The sequence below is a fragment of the Acidovorax sp. DW039 genome (genome assembly GCF_037101375.1).
Classification (GTDB): domain Bacteria; phylum Pseudomonadota; class Gammaproteobacteria; order Burkholderiales; family Burkholderiaceae_C; genus Acidovorax.
The window spans coordinates 896,977-915,720 of the sequence record NZ_AP029019.1 but is presented as its reverse complement, the minus strand read 5'-3'; the positions used below and the strand labels follow the sequence as shown (position 1 = coordinate 915,720).

Here is an 18,744-nt window from a genome sequence, read left to right as displayed (position 1 = left end):
ACATCTCTACCGCCGTGCACCACACATGCACTACACAACTTGCGAGAGCCTGTAGACGATCCTCTTGCTGCACCTATGTGACTGCCACCCACAGCCCACTGATTACAGACTAACGGGTACGATGGGGCGAAAGGCCACAGACACCGATAAGCACCCATGCCCCGCATCAGCCAGCACCTGCACCCCGCCCGCGAGCCCGTGCGCCCCTTGGCAGCAGCCACCGTGCTGTTGCTGCGTGATGCGCCTGACGGCGCTCTGGAAGTTCTCATGACCCGCCGCTCGGGCAAAGCCAGCTTTGCCCCGGGCGCATATGTCTTTCCCGGAGGCGGCATCGAGGCCGCCGACGCTCAGGCCCACCCGGTGGCTGACCGCCGCCCCACGCAAAGCGACGAACACCTGACCGAGGCTATCGCCGCCATCCGCGAGAGCTTTGAAGAGCTGGGCGTGCTGCTGGCCCGCCATGCCGACGGCCCCCGCGCTGGGCAGATAGCCGATGCCAGTGACATTGCCGCGCTGGACCGCCATGCCCCCTTTGCCACCCAGTGCGCCGCGCAGGGCCTGCGGCTGGCGGCAGACAGCGTGTACCAGCTGGCCTACTGGACCACGGACCGCGATCTGCCCAAGCGGTTCGCCGTGCCCTTCCTCGTGGCACGCATGCCTGACGGGCAAGAGCCCGTGGCCGACGAGGCGGAACAGTTTGAGCCCGTGTGGGTGCGCCCGGCAGACGCGCTGGCAAGGCACGAGGCGGGGCAGTTCTTCATGATCTTCCCCACCATTCGCACGCTGCAGCGGCTCACCCGGTTTGGCAACACCGCCGCCGTGCTGGCCGCGCTGGCGCATGAGCAGCCCCTGTGGACCAGCTGCCCCCGTGCGGGCCTGCTGGGCGGCAAGGAAGCCCGCTACATGGAGGGGGATGCGCCTTTTGGCGAGCTGGCCCTGGTGTGCCCGCATGGGCAGATGGTCCACCCGCTGGACTGGCAGAGCGAGCGCCCCGTACCCTTGCTCAAGAACGTGCAGCGCCTTACCGCGCCCAACTCGGGCGTGATGACGGGGCCCGGCACCAACAGCTATCTGGTGGGCGAGCCCGGCACGGGCTACATCGCCATCGACCCCGGCCCGGCCGACCTGGACCACCTGGAAAAGCTCTGGCGCGCGGCGGGTGGCGACATCCGCATGATCGTGTGCACGCATTCGCACCCCGACCACTCGCCCGGCGCGGCGCCCCTGCAAGCCCTGTGCGAACGCTCAGGCCACGGCAAGCCGCCGATTCTGGGGCTGCCCTCTGCCCCCACAGCACGGGTAGCCAGCCAGTTCACGCCCGACAGGATGCTACAAAATAATGAGCTGCTTGCGCTGACTGGGCGTGCGCTAGAAGGCGAAATCACCCATACCCTGCAGGTGGTGTACACCCCGGGCCACGCGGCCAACCATGTGTGCTTCATCCTGCTGGAAGACGGGTTGCTGTTCAGCGGCGACCACATCCTCAACGGCAGCACCACGGTGATTGACCCGCCCGACGGCAACATGGCCGACTACCTGGATTCGCTGAACCGGCTCGATACCCTGTGCGCCGAGCATGGCATCGAGTTCATCCTGCCCGCCCACGGCTATGTGCTGGACAATGCGCGGGGTGCCATCGCCCACCTCAAGGCCCACCGACTGGCCCGCGAGGCCAAGGTGCTGGCCGCCATGCAGGCCTTGCCCCATGGCACGATGGAAGACTGGGTGCGCCATGCCTACGACGATGTGCCGCCGCGCATGTGGCCCGTGGCCCAGCGGTCGCTGCTGGCGCATGTGGAGCGCATCCGCGCCCTGCCGCCCGGCAACACCTGAACCGAAGACCGGGCATGGCCGCGGTCTGCACCCCTTTCACGCCTCCCTTTCAAGTCCCCTTTCAACAAGAACAACGCGCCTTGCCTTCCATGACTGCCCCCCACCCTGACCCCAACCACATCCGCCTGGCCAAACGCGTGGCCGAACAACTGAACTGCTCCCGCAGCACTGCTGAGCAATTCATCGAGGGCGGCTTCGTGAGCGTGGACGGCCAGGTGCAGGAAGCGCCCGGCGCGCGCGTGCGCCCGGACCAGACCGTGACCGTGGCCCCGGACGCCAGCCTGCTCGCCCTCACCCCTGTAACGCTGCTGCTGCACAAGCCCGCCGGATACGAAGCGGGCCTGGGCCTGCCAGCGCAAGGCGGCCATGGCAATGGAAACGCCCACGCCAGCCGCAGCCAGGGTGCCCCCCAAGCCACAGATTTGCTCAGTGCCGCATCGCACCTGCCGGAAGACGCCAGCGACATCCGCGTGCTGCAGCGACACTTCAGGCAGCTCGAATGCTTCACCCCCCTGCCCAGCGAGGCGACCGGGCTGGTGGTCTACACGCAGGACAAGCGCATCGCGCGCAAGCTGGCCGAAGACATCGAAGCGCTGGAGCAGGAATGCATTGTGGAAGTGACGGGCGAGATCGCCCCCAACGGCCTGCAGCGTCTGTGCCACGGCCTGTCGTTCAACGGCCGCCCGCTACCCCCCATCAAGGTGAGCTGGCAAAACGAAACCAAGCTGCGCTTTGCCTTGAAGGGCATCCGCCCCGGGCAAATCCCCGCCATGTGTGAGGCCGTGGGCCTGCGGGTGGTGGGCATCAAGCGCATCCGCATCGGCCGGGTGCCTTTGGCCAAGGTGCCCGAGGGCCAGTGGCGCTACCTGCAGCCGTGGGAGAAATTCTGACCGGCTCGGCAGTGATGCCCTTGCAAGGGCAGATGGCCCTTGCCGCACGGCTATCAAAACCATAGCTGCTAGCGCTTGAAATATGGGCGCAAACAAGGTTTTTACCTGAGTTCACCTTCTGGGCGCCGCTGCTAAACTGCGCCGAACCAAGGAGGGAGTGAATGAACCAGAAAACCAAAGACGCTGCCGTGTCCGAGCAGCCGTCTGTCTTCATGTCGCAAAACATCGAGGCCTATCCGATGGAGTTCACCGGCAGCGGCGGTGAGTACTTCCGGGTGTGGATCGTGAACGTGCTGCTGGGCATCGTCACGCTGGGCTTCTACACACCCTGGGCACGGCGGCGCACCGCCATGTATTTCTACGGCCACAGCATGGTGGCCAACAGCCCGCTCGAATTCACCGCGCAGCAGCGCAAGATGGTGGTGGGGTTTGTGCTGCTGGTGCTGCTCTCCATTGCCTACAAGCTGGCCGCCAACACCGGGCAAGACCTGGCCGTGGCACTGATGCTGCTGGGCGGTGCCGCGCTGTCGCCCTATATCTGGGCCAGTGCCATGCGCTTTCGGCTGGGCGCCACACGCTGGCGCGGCCTGCGGCTGCAGTTTGCCGCCAGCTGGAAAGAGGTGTACCTGGCCAGCTGGCCCGTGTTTGCGCTGGCGCTGGTGTGGATTGCCGTGTTCTTCGGCATGCAGTTTCTGTCACCCGAGCTGGCCCAGCTGCTGGACGAACCCGCCGTCAAAGGCGAAGCCCGCCCCCGCCCCGAGTTCACGCCTGCCATGGGCGGCCTGCTGGTGCTGGGGCTGATCCTCTCCGTGCTGTGCTTCATCCGGCTCGAATACAACTACAAGAGCCTGCTGGTGCTGCGTGCCCGTCTGGGCACAGAGCACGGGCGGTGGAAGCCGGTGTACATGGATTTTGTGAAGGTGTGGCTGGCCACGGTGGCGGTTTTCCTGCTGTGCGCACTGCTGATCTGGCTGGTGATCACAGCGGTTGCCACCAGCTCCATTGCCATGCTGGTCATGGGCCAGGGCGGTGCCAAAGGCAACATTCTCTGGATCATCGCCATCGTGATCCTGGGATTCATCGGGTTCTTTTTCCTGCTGTTCCTGGCCTCGGCTCCGGCGCGCGCCTACCGCGAAGCACGCATGTTCCAGCTGCTGTGGAACAACATTGGCGTGAGCCAGATCGCCCGCTTCAAATGCAACCTGCGCGCTGGCCGCTTTGTGCGCCTGCGCCTGAAGAACATGGCGCTGACGCTGCTGACACTGGGCTTTTACCGCCCCTTTGCGCGGGTGAGCGAATACCGCATGAAGCTCGAATCCGTCACCCTGCACATCAAGGGCGGCGTGGATCAGGTGGCGGGCGTGCTCACGCGCCAGCAAGAAGGCGGCCTGGGCGATGCCCTGGCAGATGCCGCTGGCCTGGACCTGATCGGCTGACCGCTCATGACCACACCACCCGACACAGGCGCTGCGGCCCACATGCTTTCAGCCCGCTGGTTTGACGGGCTGAGCAGCAAGCCACGCCCCGTGCTGGTGGTGCTCAGGCCCGATCCCAAGGGGCCTTCGCTGCTGCTGCACCCCTTGTCCGATTCTTCAGGCCCAGGCGCAGAGCCCATCGTGTTCACCTACCCGCAGGTAGGGTGGCCCGAGGCGTGGAGCGAACGCCGCCCCCAGCCCCGCGTGGTGGTCGACCTGCGCGAACGCGGCAGCCTGGAGATTGACGCCGTGGCCGACTGGTACCGTGCCTGGGCTGCGGCCGGGGCACGGCCTGGGGTGGCCCAGCGCATGCAGACGCGCTGGCCCCTGCTGGTGGGCGCGCTGGTGATCTCGGCTGTGGGCCTGGGGCTGTTCTACCGGTATGGCACGCCCTGGGCGGCAGCGCAGCTCACGCGCTTTGTGCCCATCGGCTGGGAAACCAGCATGTCTGACAACGTGCTGAGCCAGCTGGACGGTGGCTTTCTCAAACCCAGCAAACTGCCTGCCGAACGCCAGGCGCAACTCGCTGCGCGGTTTGATGCGCTGGTGGCGCACACTTCCGCTGCGCCCAAGCGGTACCCGTCTTACCAGCCGCAGCTGAAGCTGGAGTTCCGCTCGGGCATGCCTGCCAACGCCTTCGCCTTGCCCGGCGGCAAGGTGGTGATGACAGATGCCATCGTAAAACTGGCCGCAGAAAAGGGCATGAGCGACGACGCCCTGATTGGCGTGCTGGCCCATGAAATCGGCCATGTGGTGCACCGCCACGGCATGCGCATGGTGGTGGAACAAGGGGTACTGAACCTCGGCCTGGGCCTGGCGCTGGGCGATGTCTCTGGCGTGGTGTCTACCGGCGCCACCCTGCTCACCAGCCGCGCCTACAGCCGAAACCACGAGCGCGAGGCCGACTGCTACGCCATCGCACTGATGGGGCAAGCCGCCCTGCCCACCGCGCCCATGGGCCAGCTGCTGCTGGCCATTGTGCGTGACACGTCGCACGACGAAGACGAGGCAAAGAAGCCCGGCAAAGCCCAAAAACCTTCTTCCTCCGCCAGCGAAAGCGCGGAGCCCGCAGAAGGCGCACCGAGCCCCAAAGCCTCTGCACCGTCCACAGACAAGGCAGCGCAGAAGGCAGCACGGCCTGCGTGGGACTGGCTGTCCACCCACCCCGATACGGAACGCCGCGCCACCGAACTGGAACAGGGGCATGCACCGCACTGCCCGCGTGATTGATCGAGCCTGAGCCGACATGAGCTGTTCACGCCGAGCCAGTCGAAGCGATGCCCCGGTTTCGACAAGCTCCCCTCGAACGGTGATCTCATGACCAAGGAGGTCTGGTCCAAGGCGCTGCGCTGCGACCCATCAAAACAAAACGGGCTGGCGCATCTGCATGCACCAGCCCGCGAAATCAATTGTGAAGCACGCCGATAAGCCGGATTCTGTGCACCACGGTTGCCCGCAGTGTGACCGCCATTAATCTGGGCCGGGGGTCGCCCACCCGGCTCGGTGCTACCTACCCGCCAGCTCTGCGGAACCACATCAACGCTGGCCTACTTGGTATTGCTGCGCGTAGAGATTGCCCGTTTCACCCCCAGTGGTCTACCTTGCGGCACTCCCCTGGGACTCGTCTCTGTTGCTCTGATCCTCACCTCACGGTGGGCAGCCGTTAGCTGCTACGCTGTCCTGTGCAGTCCGGACGTTCCTCCAGTGCCTGGTTTCCCAGATTGCACCAGCGGCGGTCTGGCGTACTTCACGCCGGGGATTATCTCGCAGATAGCGCATCAGGAATTGGTCTTCAGCGAGTGAGGGCTGGACGGTTCCGATGGAATCGACGCATTCCTGCTGCAAGCAGGGAAACGGTGAGTGCGCCACGGCCAGCCATCAACACTCAAGGTGCCACAAACCGCACGCTGCCGAACGCGAGTCTCTGCAGGCTGGACGATCCCACCGCTACGGCGGCCACATATTCACGGCCCGACGCAAGCGACACCGTCGCTGGCAGCGGAGCTGCCACCACACCGTCCACCAGGCCTTGCCACAGAACGGGGTTCTGACCTGCGGCCGTCACAGCAGGGTCGAGTACGTACACCAGGGTCTGGCGGGCTCCGTTCAGGCTGCCCCACTGGATGTTGCGGCCATTGACCGTGATCCTGAAGCTGCTGGGCTGCGAAACGCCCACCGGGTACATCTCAAAAGTGCCGTTGGGCGCAATGTAGTACTCGATACAAGGGCGCAGATCGCGGTACTGCTTGCCCCCAGCCAACACATAGGTGCCCGTGTAGCGCTGCGTTGTCACGTCGTAGGCTCCACTGTAGGTACCCGTCTGGGCCAGACCATCGACGGTGCCCGCAATGCGACCACGAATATCGCCCCCAGCCTTGTTCCCGGTAATGGAACCCACGTTACTGCTCTGGCAACCCACGTAGGTGAAAAACATGCTGCCAGCGAAATCGGCATCGCCATCAGGCAAACGCATCTGGAAAGCTCCCAGCGTAGGGTCTTCCGGGTTGGTAGTGGCGTCTTCCGCATAAAAGCCGACGTACAAGCCTCCGGGAGGTGTGGCGGGCTGAGGCGCTGGCGCTGGTGCTGGTGCTGGTGCTGGTGCTGGTGCTGGTGCTGGTGCTGGTGCTGGTGCTGGTGCCGTCGGTTCGGCATCCGATCCAGAACCTCCACCGCATGCCGTCAGCCAGGCCAAGGTGACCAGAATGCAGGCACGCGCCCACGGATTGGAATGATTCATTGTGGTATCTCCCTTGCGTAAGCGGCCTACGCCGCGTCATACAACGTCCGGCCCACACTCACTCGGGGCACGGATCAAGGGTCCGGATTATGGGAAGCAGGGTCCCATCTGGCTGCGACATATTTCACGCTTTGAGCCACCTATGTCAAAGCGTTGGCCCGGCATGACACTCTGGCTGCATCTGAACAACTGGAAACACTCGGCAGCACGAAACTGTGGTTTGCGATGTGTGTGAGAGCAGCCTCACACCCCTCCCAACTATTGCCGCACGCGCTCCCAATCCAGCCCAAACCGCGCCAGGTATTTGCGCAGCCGGTCTGCATCATTGACCACGGTGCGCTGCGTGCGCGAGGCCTGGAACAGCACACGACCCGCGTCAGACAAGGTGCGCGACTGGCGGCAGACCTGCAGTACGGCAGCGAGTTGCAGCTGGTCGAAAAGGTCCATGGATGCCACGGCCTCGTCACCCAGCAGCTCTACCAGCCCCGCACGCCCCAGCTCCCCCGGTACCGTGGCCAAACCATTGCGCGCATCGCTGGCGGGTTGCCATAGCCAGCGCAGACGCGCCACTTCGGCCTGCACCAGTGCCTCGCCAATGCGGCCACTGTCGGCCAGGGTGGCCAGCCGCGTCACGCTGGCGGCCAGATCGCGAAAATTGCCGCTCCACAGGGCCTCTGGCCCGGTGGCAAACCGCAGGTAGGCCGCCTTGCCCTCGCGGGTGAACCGCACTGCACCGCCCAGCTCTTCGGCAGCGCGGGTCAGCAGGTAGTCCACATTGGGCTCAATGTCCTCAGGTCGCTGCGCCAGGCCAGGCAGCACGTAGCTCCACAGGTTGATGCGGGCAAACAGGTCTTCGCGAAAGCGCCCAGCAGCCACCTCGGCCCGCAGGTCGCGGTTGGTGCCTGCCACCAGTTGAAAGTCGCTCTCCACCTCGCGGTCGCTGCCCATGGGGTAGAAGCGCTTTTCTTCCACGGCCTTGAGCAGCATGGCCTGCTCGTCCAGGCCCAGCTCACCAATCTCGTCCAGGAAAAGCACGCCTTCGTGCGCCGCGCGCAGCAGGCCGGGCCGGTCTGCCGCCGCGCCGGTGAACGCGCCTTTTTTGTGGCCGAACAGGGTCGATGCGGCACCGTCTCCGCGCAGCGTGGCGCAGTTCACCTCGACAAACGCACCCTTCACCTGGTGGCGGGCTTTCTTCAGCTCAAACATGCGCCGCGCCAGATGCGACTTGCCCGCGCCCGTGGGCCCGGTGAACAGGATGGGCGCGCGCGAGCGCACCGCCACGCGCTCTACCTCGTCAATCAACGTATTGAAGCGCGCATTGCGCGTGGCAATGCCGCTCTTCAAAAACTGAACGGCGTCGCGCTGCTCGGCTCCAAAGCGCTGGGCGATCACATCGTAGCGTGAGAGGTCCAGGTCAATCAACGCAATGCTGCCTGGGTTGCCAGCCTGCTGCCGCTTGGGTGGCGAGGTTTGCGCCAGCACGCCCGGAATGCGGCGCGACTCCACCAGCAGGAACAGGCAAATCTGCGCCACGTGCGTGCCCGTGGTGATGTGCGTCCAGTACTCCTCGCGCTCGGTGTCAAAGCGGTAGGTCTGCACCCAGTCAAACAGCTGCGCATAGACCTCGCCAAAGTCCCACGGGTCGGCAATGGGCATGGGCACCAGGTTCACCGTGGTCTCGGGCGATGCAATGGCCATGTCGGCCTGCACCAACTGTGCCAGGTCTTTGTGCGCGGGCGTGTAGAGCAGCTCCAGCCGCGCTATCACCACGTCTTCATGCTGCACCAGTGACACCGTGGGCCGCCACTTCTCCCAACGGCCCGCACCCCGGCCTGAATCGAGTTGCGTGCCCAGAAAGCCGATGACCACCTTGGATTTGCGCATTATTTTTTAGCTAATCAACTAGCCAAAATTCTATACAAATACAGCATCTCCAAAAATCACATAACTCTTCTTCAAAAATTTCCTAATTCAAATCAACAACTTACAAAAAACACACTCCTCCACCAGAAGCTGGCACGCATCTGGCAATAGAGAAGACATCCAGCGCAAACGGTGACCGCTCACAGGCCGGGGTTTGAACAGAGGTTCGCCCCACCGGTGCCAGGAATCTGGAGTCTCAAGACTCTGTCGATTCCTTGCATGCCGCACACCGCAAGTGCTGGAAACGGCACGGCTGTGGAAGCCACTCCGAAAGGATGTGCCTGGTTCGACTCCAGGCGTGCCACCACTGGTAGCTCAGTCTGGAAGAGCAACCCCGCAAGGGGTCTGTCGCGGGTTCGAATCCCGTCCATCTCCGGCCGCAAGGCTGGAACTTTGTACCGGTCGAAAGACCACCCGCCGAACGCGGGGAGAGGCCCCGAGGTCGCGCTGCAACCACAAGAGCCCCACCCCGTCAGCCGGTGGCGGTTTGTGCCAGCACCCGGCACAGCCCGCGCCCGCAGCCAGCCGCGCTGCCGCCCTTCCCGCTGGGGATGGGGGCGGCCACCACGGCGCACTGCACGGCCCAGGCTGCGCCCACTGGCACCCCGCCACCGCTGTAACGGCAACCCGACAAGAGCGGCTAACAAAACTCTTCTGGCGTCGTTGCCGCGTCTTGTCGTACTACTCGTACTGCCTGCAACGCAGCGCCTAGCCAGAACCGCTACGCTGAGTTTTGTGAGCCGCTCTAAGTGACAAGTCACGACAACAAAGAAGAGAGAGGAAAAAGAGATGCTGAAGATGTTCCAACGCGCCACCGTGAAGAAAAACGAACGCGCCCTGCTGCTGCGCAATGGCAGCTTTGACCGCGTGCTGCGCAGCGGCACCTATCGGTTTTTTGCGGGCACCGACGATCTGCGCGTGGAGACCTTCGCCCTCGAACAACCCGCCTTCACCCACGGCCTGGCCGAGTACCTGATGGCGCAAGAACCCGCAGTGGTGGCAGCCGAGTTTCTGCAAGTGAGCCTGTCGGAAACCGAAGTGGGCCTGCGCAGTGAAAACGGCGTACTGGTCGAGATCCAGCCCCCTGGCACCCGCCGCCTTTATTGGAAAGGCTTGGTGGAGGTGAGCGTGCAGGTGGTGGACCTGCAAGCAGGCCCTGAACTGCACGCCGCACTGGTGGCGCGATTGACGCAAACCCAGCTGCGCCAGCGCAGCGTGACCGGATTGGCCGGTGTGCTGCAGGTGCAGGTGCCCGAGGGCCAGTGCGGCCTGCTGACGGTGGACGGCAAGGTGGAACGCCTGCTGACCGCAGGCACCTACGCCTTCTGGAAGTACGGCCGCACCGTGGCCGTGGAAATGGTGGATTTGCGCCTGCAAGCCGTGGAGGTATCGGGCCAGGACATCATGACCCGCGACAAGGTGAGCCTGCGCCTGAACCTGTGCGCCACTTATCGCTTTGTGCAGGTGCTGCAGGCCTATGGCCAGCTGCAAAAGCCTGCCGACTACCTGTACCGCGAACTGCAGTTTGCGCTGCGCGCCGCCGTGGGCACCCGCACGCTCGATGAGCTGCTGGAGAACAAGACGGTGATCGACGAGGTGGTGACCGCACACATGGTCGCCAAGCTGTTGCCCTATGGCATGCAACTCGAGAGCGTGGGCGTGAAGGACATCGTGCTGCCGGGCGAGATGAAAACCATCTTGACCCAGGTGGTGCAAGCCCAGAAGCAGGCCGAGGCCAACGTGATCCGCCGCCGCGAGGAAACTGCAGCGACGCGATCCCTGCTCAACACTGCCAAGGTGATGGAGGACAACCCCGTCGCCCTGCGCATGAAAGAGCTGGAGACGCTGGAACGTGTGGCCGAGCGCATCGACAAGATCTCGGTGTTTGGCGGCCTGGACCAGGTGCTGAATGGCCTGGTGAAGATGAGATGAAAGAACGCTATGAAGAAGCAAGCAACACCCACGGGTACGCCACTGGAAGTCGCCACACAGGCGGTCTACCAGGTCTTTTCCCGATACGACGCGCCGCATGGTCTGCTGGACGTGTGCACTGCCTGCTGCATGGACGCTGAGCTGGAACGCGAGATGCGACGCCTGCCACTCCACCAGCTGACGCAGAAGCACTTCTACCAGTACAACGACTCGGCCAAGAGCCAGGTGCAGCCCACGGATGAAATCAAATACCTGGCCCCGCGAATGCTGGAACTGCTGGCAGAAGGTGCCCGTCTGCACCACTCTACCGAGCTGTATCTGGAGCGTTTGGGGCGGTGCGAGGCCGGATCGTTTTCAGTGGCCGAACAATCTGCACTGCAGGGCTTTGCGCTGGCGTACTTTGCACAAGGGTTGGAGCAATGGCCAGCCGCCAGCGATTCGCTCTTCCAGGGCGATAACGCCTTCTCCATCTTGCTCATGTGGACCTATGCCCGCGTGCCGCTGGAACCGCTGCTGCAACACTGGCTGGCTTGCGAAAGCGACGCGTCGACCCTGAACTTTGTGGACGCGTGCTATTGGGACTATGTGTGGTACTCCAACCAGATGGGCAATGCGTTTGCCACGGATGAGGTCGAATACAAACGCATGATGGAGGAATGGCTGAACAGGCCAGCCACCAAAGCGCGTTGGACAGAAAAGCTCATGCGGCTGGTAGATGCGGGCCCCACCAGTTCCTGGTTGCCAGCAGGGGCCGTGGACCACCATTGCTACCCGCTCCCAGAGCGGATCAGCGCGGTCTTTGACGCAATGGCTGCATGACGCCACTCGCCGCAAAAATGAAACACAACGAAGAAACAACGAGAAAAGAACCATGAACTACGAACAACTCGAAATCCCGAACGGCGTGCCCGTGAAGATGTGGACGAACGGCGTGCCCGTGGAAGAGGACGCCAAGAACCAGCTGCGCAACATTGCGCGCCTGCCCATCGTGTTCAAGCATGTGGCGGTGATGCCCGACGTGCACCTGGGGATCGGCGCGACCATCGGCTCGGTGGTGCCCACCCTCAAGGCCATCATCCCCGCTGCGGTGGGGGTGGACCTGGGGTGCGGAATGATGGCGTGCAAGACCACGCTGACTGCGAGCGACCTGCCCGATAACCTGTCTGGCGTGCGCGCTGCCATTGAACGCGCTGTGCCCGTGGGCCTGACACCCAAACACTTTGGCCGCGACAAGGGGAGCTGGGATACACCACCTCCAGAGACTGATCGCGCCTGGGCGGGGCTGGTGGATGAGTTCAAGGAAATCTGCGAGGAGCACCCACGCATCGAGAAGACCAACAACTACAAGCACCTGGGAACGCTAGGTACGGGCAACCACTTCATCGAAATCTGCCTGGACGAGCACCAGAGCGTGTGGGTGATGCTGCACTCCGGTTCGCGCGGCGTGGGGAACGCCATCGGCACCCATTTCATCGAGCTGGCCAAGAAGGACGCCGAGATGAACCAGCGCAACCTGCCCGATAAAGACCTGGCGTACTTTGAAGAAGGCGCGCAGTACTTTGGCGACTACGTGAAGGCCGTGGGGTGGGCGCAAAAGTTTGCCGCCGCCAACCGCGAGGTGATGATGGGCCGCGTGATTGCCGCGCTGCGAAAAGTCATTACCAAACCGTTCGAAACGCACATTGAGGCGGTGAACTGCCACCACAACTACGTGCAGCGCGAGACGCACTTCGGGCAAGACGTGTTCGTGACCCGCAAGGGCGCGGTGAGTGCCGAGCAGGGCAAGCTGGGGATCATTCCGGGAAGCATGGGGGCCAAGAGCTTCATCGTGCGCGGAAAGGGCAACCCCGAGAGCTTCAACAGCTGCAGCCACGGCGCAGGGCGAACCATGAGCCGCACCAAGGCCAAGAAGCTGTTCACCGTGGAAGACCAGATCAAGGCCACCGAAGGCGTGGAATGCCGAAAGGACGCGGACGTGATCGACGAGATTCCGATGGCGTACAAGAACATCGACGCGGTGATGGCGGCACAGAAGGACCTGGTGGAGGTGGTTTACACGCTCAAGCAGGTGGTGTGTGTGAAGGGATAGTCAGTATGGAGAAATCATGAATCCAATCAATTGCTCTTACATCTACAACGTTGGTCAAACGCTTGAGCGCTTAAGCGCACTGAAAGCAGATAACACGCTGGATGAGGTCGCTCAGGTTTGTCTCCGTGCATATGGGACTCTTCAGGCGATTCGTGATCAAAACATTTTCGCCCTACCACTATCAAAGAACGCTGCGACAGACGTTATTAACGTCCTAGACAACATGTGGGCAAAGTTTGAAAGTCGCCGAGATGAAGCATTAGGGCCAGACGAAGTTGGCCTAGTCTTCCAAGCTAAGACCAACTTTGAAACTGTACTGAAAGCAGAGTGGGATAAGGAGGCTGTTTTTGCGGTGTCTGTCAAGCGTGCCTTTGACTCAACGGTTCTCGTGTGGGACGGTCTTCGTTTGTTTCCTCCTGACCTAGGAAATTTGGTACCCGAAGCATCTGTCGACTTCCAGTCGGCCGCAAGATACATTGCGTTCGAGTTACCGACTGCTGCAGCTTTCCATCTGTGCAGAGGTTTTGAGGCAGTCGTACGTAGGCTATTTGAAGCCAAATGCGGACCACTTCCCAGCAAGCCTGCCGACCGAACACTCGGTGCGCTCATCAGTGAGTTGGAACGATCAGAGCTTGATCGGAAGCTCCTTGCAGCACTCCGCGATTTAAAGGACCTGCATCGAAACCCATCAATGCATCCCGAACACACTTTGGAGTCGGTTGAAGAGGCTGTAACACTTCTTAATGCCATGGATGCGCCTATTAGCCACATGCTGCGCATTGTCAAAGAGACGAGAAATGGCGCACAGCCAGATTGACTCTTAGCGGCTTAGATATCTGGGCACTCATCTTGAGCAAGCCCCGTATGGCACAACGAGCCGTAAATAACGATGCCACCGTTGCAGCTGGCTTGCAGCGGACAGGATACGCAAACGGCGTGGTGCCCCGCGGGGCACCACCTTTACACCACATCTAGCGCTTACAAATAGAGCGCCCCCTTTTCATGCATACAACAGTACAAAAAGAAATGCTGCGCTCCGCCCACCCGGTGGAGCCCCACATGCGCACGCAGGTGCTGGAGGCCCTGCGCGAGATCGAATCCCGGCACGATGTGACGGTACTCTTTGCCTGCGAATCCGGCAGCCGGGGCTGGGGCTTTGCCTCGCCCGACAGCGACTATGACGTGCGCTTTATCTACGTGAACCGCCTGCCCTGGTACCTGACCGTGGCACCAGGCCGCGACGTGATCGAACTGCCGATCAGCGGCGACCTGGACGTGAACGGCTGGGACCTGCGCAAGGCCCTGGGCCTGATGCGCGAGTCCAACCCCACGCTGCTCGAATGGCTGGGCTCGCCCATCGTGTACCGCGAAGAGGCTGAGACCATGGCACAGTTCCGCACGCTGGCGGCGCAGGTGTTCTCCAACGCCAAGGGCTGGCACCACTATGCGTCGATGGCGAAGAAGAACTTTCGCGAGCATCTGCAGGCCGACGAGGTGCGCTACAAAAAGTACCTGTACGTGCTGCGCCCGCTGCTGGCAGCGCGGTGGATACGCACGCAACCCGGCGTGCCGCCCATGCGCTTTGCCGAGCTGGCCCAGCACACGCTGCACCCGGTGGCCGATGCGGCGCTGGTCGATGAGATCAACGCCCTGCTGGAAGTGAAGATGCGCGCGGGCGAAGCCGCCACCAGCCCGCGCTGGCCCGGCATCCATGCGTTCATCGAGGCCGAGCTGGCGCGCAATGCGGCAGAGCCGGTGCAGCCACTGCCCGTGCCGGGGAACGCCGCGTTGGATGCGCTCCTACACGACACGGTGCTGCGCTACCAGCGCTAACGCGTCCCCACCACAACAAGAACAACACTATGCAAACCGTACACGCTCTTTCACCATCGCAGCTCACCGAGTTTTTGCTGAACGTCGCCATCACCCGCCCCGTCTTCATCTGGGGTCCGCCGGGGGTGGGAAAGTCTGCGCTGGTAGAGCAGTTTGCCCGCAGCGTGGGACTGGAGTGTGTGTCGCTGCTGGGCAGCCAGCTCGCCCCCGAAGACTTGATGGGTGTGCCCCAGATCGTGGACGGGGTGAGCCGCTTTTGCCCGCCCGCCATGATTGCGCGCAAGGAGCCCTACTGCATCTTTCTGGATGAGCTGAACGCCTGCTCGCAGGATGTGCAGAAGGCTTTCTACAGCCTGATCCACGACCGGCGCGTGGGGGAGTACACCCTGCCCGAGGGCTCCATCGTGATTGGCGCAGGCAACCGCGCGCAAGACTCTGCCATCGTGAAGCCCATGTCATCGGCCCTGATGAACCGCATGGTGCATGTGCACATGAAGGTGTCAGCCTCTGAATGGCTGAGCTGGGCTACGGCCAACGCCATTCACCCCCTGGTGCTGGAGTATCTGCAGCAGCGCCCTGACCACCTGTGGAGCGCCCCGCCCAAGCACGAGGAGCCGTTCTCTACCCCCCGTTCGTGGCATATGCTCAGCGATGCACTGCACGCGTTTGGCGATGCGCCCTCGGCCTCGATGGTGGAGGCGCTGGCCTATGGCTGCCTTACGCCCCAGCATGCGGCGCAGTTCAAGGCGTTTGGCAAGCTGGCGGCCGACCGGCACCGGCTGGAAGCCATCTTCAAGGGCGATGCACGCTGGCCCCACGCGCCTGAAGACCGCGACGTGCTGTACTTTCTGGCGCAGGCATTTCGCGCACGGCTCATCAAGGCCCTGCCGCAAGACAAGAGCGCGAACACGGGGGAACTGCAAGCCCTGGTGCATCGCTCCAAAGCCATGCTCAAAGACCTGGCCCAGATCAGCCTGGAGATGGCACAGATTGCCGTCGCCGAAGAGGCCGGGCAGACGCTGCCTGCCTGGTACATGATCGAAGTGGTGCGCGACCTGCCCCGCCTGGTGGAACGCCAGACCAAGACGGCCTGAGCCCCCATGGCCAAAACTAACCATAAGCCCAACCCGGCCACGCAAGCCTTTGACGCAGGCATGGCAATGGTGAAGGCGCACCCCATCTTTGGCCCGCTCGCGCATCGGGCTTACTGGGTGCGCACGCCTGCATCGCAATGCCCGGCTGACGGCTGGCTGGTCGTGCTGCAAAACGGCACCATTCACGTCCACCCCAAACGCCACGCAGAAGCGGCTGAGTGGGCCTTTGCGCTGGCGCGGGGTGTGCTGAGCTACGCCATGGATTTCTTCCAGCGCGACCGGGGCGACTGGGCGGCGTGGAGCGCAGCCTGCGATGTGGCAAGCACCCGCTTTTTGGCCACCGTCAAATTCGGCACCTGTCCGCACGAGATGCAGATGCCGGTGGATGCACCCGCATGGGACGAGGACCGTTGGTACCGCCAGTTTTGCGAAAACGGGGTGCCCGCCTGGGCTGCCGGGCTGGGGCTGGCGGGCCACCGGGCAACGAGCTTGCAACCGCCTGAAGATTGGTCACAGGAGTCGCCTGCGCACAGACGCTATGGCTTTGCCAGCACGCAAGAAACCTGGAGCGAAGTCTTTGCCGCAGGCATTGCCAACTCGGTGACGCAGGCGGTGGAGATTGCCGCTGGCACCCGCACCGCGCTGGGCGCCAACACACGCAGCGCACCGCGCAGCGTGACCGAGCGTGCACGCAGCTGGTTCATCAGCAGCTTTCCGCTGCTGGGGTCGATGGTGGCGGCGTTCGAGATTCTGGAAGATGCCGAGCTGTGCCGCCGCGAGGAGGTGATGGTGGCCGCCGTGGATGAAACCCTGCGCACCATTTACCTCAACCCCGCAGCGGGCCTGAGCGAGCAGGAAACCCGCTTTGTGCTGGCCCACGAAATTCTGCACGTGGCCCTGCGCCACATGGACCGGCAACGGGGGCGAGACCACTACCTGTGGAACGTGGCGTGCGACTACGTCATCAACGACTGGCTGATCCAGATGCAGGTAGGCAGCGCCCCGGCACTGGGCCTGCTGCACGACCTGGAACTGCGCGGGCTTTCAGCCGAAGAGGTGTACGACCGCATCGTGGTGGACCTGCGGCGCATGCGCAAACTGCAAACCCTGGCGGGCCAGCAGGGCGACATGCTGCAGCGCCGCCTGCGCACCGATCGTGTGCCCTTTACTGACCTCGATGCGTTCTACAAGGAGCAGCTGGGCAAGGGCCTGATGCTGCACGAATCGCAAGGCCGGGGCTTGCTGCCAGCGGGGCTGCTGGAGGAAATCCGCGCGCTGCTGCAGCCGCCCATTCCGTGGGAGGTGGAACTTGCGCGGTGGTTTGACCACCACTTTCCGCCCATCGAAACCCGGCGCACCTATGCGCGCCTGAGCCGCCGCCAATCGGCCACGCCGGATATTCCGCGCCCCCATATGGGCCCCGATAGCTGCTGGCGCGACGGGCGCACGTTTGGTGTGGTGCTCGACACCTCGGGATCGATGGACAAGCACACCCTGGCCAAAGCCCTGGGCAGTATTGCCAGCTATGCCGAGGCCAAGGACGTGCCCGCCGTACGGGTGGTGTGCTGCGATGCCGCTCCTTACGACCTGGGTTACCTGCCCGCGCAAGACATTGCGCACCGGGTACAGATCCAGGGGCGCGGCGGCACCGTGCTGCAACCCGCCATCACCCTGCTGGAGAACAGCACGGACTTCCCCAAGGAAGGCCCGCTGCTCATCATTACCGACGCGGACTGCGACCACCTGGATGTGCGCCGCCCGCATGCTTACCTTTTGGCTCCGGGGCGGCGCTTGCCGTTCACGCCCAGGGGCGATGTTTTTACGATGAACTGATGGAACCGACCGAATCAATCACCCGCAACCAGGAGCCACTTACCCTCGACGGCTCCACCGGCGAAGGCGGCGGACAAATCCTGCGCACGGGCCTGGCGCTGTCCATGGTCACAGGCCGCCCGCTGCATATCACCCGCATCCGCGCTGGGCGACCCAAGCCGGGGTTGATGCGCCAGCACCTAGCCTGCGTGCAGGCGGCCGTGGCCGTGTGTGGCGGGCAGGCCGAAGGGGCAGAGCTGAACTCGCAAACGCTGGTGTTCACACCCGGCGTGGTGCGTGCGGGCGACTACCGTTTTCAGATTGCCACCGCAGGCAGTTGCCTGCTGGTGCTGCAGACGGTGCTGCCCGCGCTGATGCTGGCCGATGGGCCGAGCCGCGTGGAGTTGCTGGGCGGCACGCACAACCCCATGGCACCGCCGTTTGATTTCCTGGAGCGCGCCTTTGCCCCGCTGGTGCGGCGGCTGGGTGTGGGGCTGGAGCTCACGCTCAAGCGCCGGGGTTTCTTCCCAGCCGGTGGGGGTGAGCTGGTGGCGCACATCGTCCCGTCAGCGCAGCCGTTAAAGCCAGTAGATGTGATGGAGCGCGGCCCATTGCAAAACGCCTGGGCGGATGCACTTGCGCCCGGCATCTCGCGCGGCGTGGCGGTGCGTGAGCTGCAGACCTTGGGCCAGCGCATGGGCTGGACGGAGGAAGCAGGCCAATTGCGCCATCCGCCCACGCGCCAGAATGAGGGCCCCGGCAACGCGCTGATTGCCACGCTGGAGCATGCGCATATCACCGAGGTGTTTTGCCAGCTGGGCGAACGCAGCCTGGCCGCTGAGCAGGTGGCCAAACGGCTGGTGGACGAGGTGCACACCTACCAGCGCAGCGCCGGGGCCTTGGGCCCGCACCTGGCCGACCAGTGGATGCTGCCGCTGGCCCTGGCGGTGTGGCGTAGCGGCAAGGCGGCCAGCTACACCTGCAGCGAAGTGACGCAGCACACGGTGACCAACGCGCAGACGATCGCGCTGGGGCTGCCCGTGCGGGTGCAGATCACTCCCGCAGAGCGGGTCATGCGCATCGATATCGTCCCCGCGTGACGCGCAGCGGCGCTACCGCCCTGCGA

At 63.6% G+C, this 18,744-nt stretch carries 16 protein-coding genes, 1 tRNA gene and 1 other RNA gene; 14 read left to right on the top strand and 4 right to left on the bottom strand.

What is annotated here, in order from left to right; genetic code table 11:
• Nucleotides 1-156: 156 nt before the first annotated feature.
• From AACH87_RS04145 to AACH87_RS04130, 4 genes are all read left to right on the top strand, one after another.
• On the top strand, nucleotides 157-1,833 hold the full coding sequence (locus AACH87_RS04145; RefSeq protein ID WP_338797470.1) for an MBL fold metallo-hydrolase: 1,677 nt from the start codon (nucleotides 157-159) through the stop codon (nucleotides 1,831-1,833).
• Nucleotides 1,834-1,922: 89 nt separating this feature from the next.
• Nucleotides 1,923-2,723, top strand: coding sequence for an rRNA pseudouridine synthase (locus AACH87_RS04140; RefSeq protein WP_338797469.1), 801 nt, complete (start codon nucleotides 1,923-1,925; stop codon nucleotides 2,721-2,723).
• A 161-nt stretch (nucleotides 2,724-2,884) separates the two neighbouring features.
• Nucleotides 2,885-4,159: a YjgN family protein gene (locus tag AACH87_RS04135; RefSeq protein ID WP_338797468.1), complete on the top strand. Its 1,275-nt coding sequence runs from the start codon at nucleotides 2,885-2,887 to the stop codon at nucleotides 4,157-4,159.
• A gap of 6 nt (nucleotides 4,160-4,165) precedes the next feature.
• Nucleotides 4,166-5,428 carry a M48 family metallopeptidase gene (locus tag AACH87_RS04130; protein WP_338797467.1) on the top strand — a complete coding sequence of 421 codons (1,263 nt, stop codon included), beginning with the start codon at nucleotides 4,166-4,168 and terminating at the stop codon, nucleotides 5,426-5,428.
• A gap of 179 nt (nucleotides 5,429-5,607) precedes the next feature.
• On the opposite strand, the gene rnpB is transcribed toward AACH87_RS04130, so the two are convergent.
• Nucleotides 5,608-5,947: RNase P RNA component class A (gene rnpB / locus AACH87_RS04125), an RNA gene on the bottom strand.
• A 136-nt stretch (nucleotides 5,948-6,083) separates the two neighbouring features.
• Nucleotides 6,084-6,740, bottom strand: coding sequence for a hypothetical protein (locus tag AACH87_RS04120; protein WP_338797466.1), 657 nt, complete (start codon nucleotides 6,738-6,740; stop codon nucleotides 6,084-6,086).
• An 11-nt stretch (nucleotides 6,741-6,751) separates the two neighbouring features.
• Here AACH87_RS04120 and AACH87_RS04115 point away from each other — a divergent pair, with 11 nt between their 5' ends.
• On the top strand, nucleotides 6,752-6,895 hold the full coding sequence (locus AACH87_RS04115) for a hypothetical protein (protein ID WP_338797465.1): 144 nt from the start codon (nucleotides 6,752-6,754) through the stop codon (nucleotides 6,893-6,895).
• A 298-nt stretch (nucleotides 6,896-7,193) separates the two neighbouring features.
• Here AACH87_RS04115 and rtcR read toward each other — a convergent pair whose 3' ends face one another.
• Complete coding sequence (gene rtcR / locus AACH87_RS04110; protein WP_338797464.1) at nucleotides 7,194-8,819, bottom strand: RNA repair transcriptional activator RtcR; 1,626 nt, start codon at nucleotides 8,817-8,819, stop codon at nucleotides 7,194-7,196.
• A 348-nt stretch (nucleotides 8,820-9,167) separates the two neighbouring features.
• Between rtcR and AACH87_RS04105 the strand changes: the two genes are divergently transcribed.
• Nucleotides 9,168-9,231, top strand: a tRNA-OTHER gene (locus tag AACH87_RS04105).
• A gap of 99 nt (nucleotides 9,232-9,330) precedes the next feature.
• Here AACH87_RS04105 and AACH87_RS04100 read toward each other — a convergent pair.
• Complete coding sequence (locus tag AACH87_RS04100) at nucleotides 9,331-9,492, bottom strand: hypothetical protein (RefSeq protein WP_338797463.1); 162 nt, start codon at nucleotides 9,490-9,492, stop codon at nucleotides 9,331-9,333.
• Nucleotides 9,493-9,647: 155 nt separating this feature from the next.
• Between AACH87_RS04100 and AACH87_RS04095 the strand changes: the two genes are divergently transcribed.
• The 8 genes from AACH87_RS04095 to rtcA all read left to right on the top strand — a co-directional run bounded on the left by AACH87_RS04095 (nucleotide 9,648) and on the right by rtcA (nucleotide 18,718).
• Nucleotides 9,648-10,790, top strand: a complete 1,143-nt coding sequence (locus tag AACH87_RS04095; RefSeq protein WP_338797462.1) for a slipin family protein — start codon at nucleotides 9,648-9,650, stop codon at nucleotides 10,788-10,790.
• A gap of 9 nt (nucleotides 10,791-10,799) precedes the next feature.
• Nucleotides 10,800-11,609, top strand: a complete 810-nt coding sequence (locus AACH87_RS04090) for a hypothetical protein (protein ID WP_338797461.1) — start codon at nucleotides 10,800-10,802, stop codon at nucleotides 11,607-11,609.
• Between the two features lie 52 nt (nucleotides 11,610-11,661).
• A complete protein-coding gene (locus AACH87_RS04085; RefSeq protein WP_338797460.1) occupies nucleotides 11,662-12,879 on the top strand; it encodes an RtcB family protein in 1,218 nt (405 codons plus the stop codon).
• A gap of 16 nt (nucleotides 12,880-12,895) precedes the next feature.
• Nucleotides 12,896-13,696, top strand: coding sequence for a hypothetical protein (locus AACH87_RS04080; protein ID WP_338797459.1), 801 nt, complete (start codon nucleotides 12,896-12,898; stop codon nucleotides 13,694-13,696).
• A 185-nt stretch (nucleotides 13,697-13,881) separates the two neighbouring features.
• Nucleotides 13,882-14,712, top strand: a complete 831-nt coding sequence (locus AACH87_RS04075; protein WP_338797458.1) for a nucleotidyltransferase domain-containing protein — start codon at nucleotides 13,882-13,884, stop codon at nucleotides 14,710-14,712.
• A 29-nt stretch (nucleotides 14,713-14,741) separates the two neighbouring features.
• Entirely contained in the window at nucleotides 14,742-15,806 is a 1,065-nt protein-coding gene (locus tag AACH87_RS04070) for a MoxR family ATPase (protein ID WP_338797457.1), read from the top strand.
• Nucleotides 15,807-15,812: 6 nt separating this feature from the next.
• Nucleotides 15,813-17,639 (top strand): VWA-like domain-containing protein, encoded by a 1,827-nt coding sequence (locus AACH87_RS04065; RefSeq protein WP_338797456.1) that lies wholly within the window; start codon nucleotides 15,813-15,815, stop codon nucleotides 17,637-17,639.
• A complete protein-coding gene (gene rtcA / locus AACH87_RS04060) occupies nucleotides 17,639-18,718 on the top strand; it encodes an RNA 3'-terminal phosphate cyclase (RefSeq protein WP_338797455.1) in 1,080 nt (359 codons plus the stop codon). Before AACH87_RS04065 ends, rtcA begins: the two co-directional genes overlap by 1 nt.
• The last annotated feature ends 26 nt before the right edge of the window (nucleotides 18,719-18,744 follow it).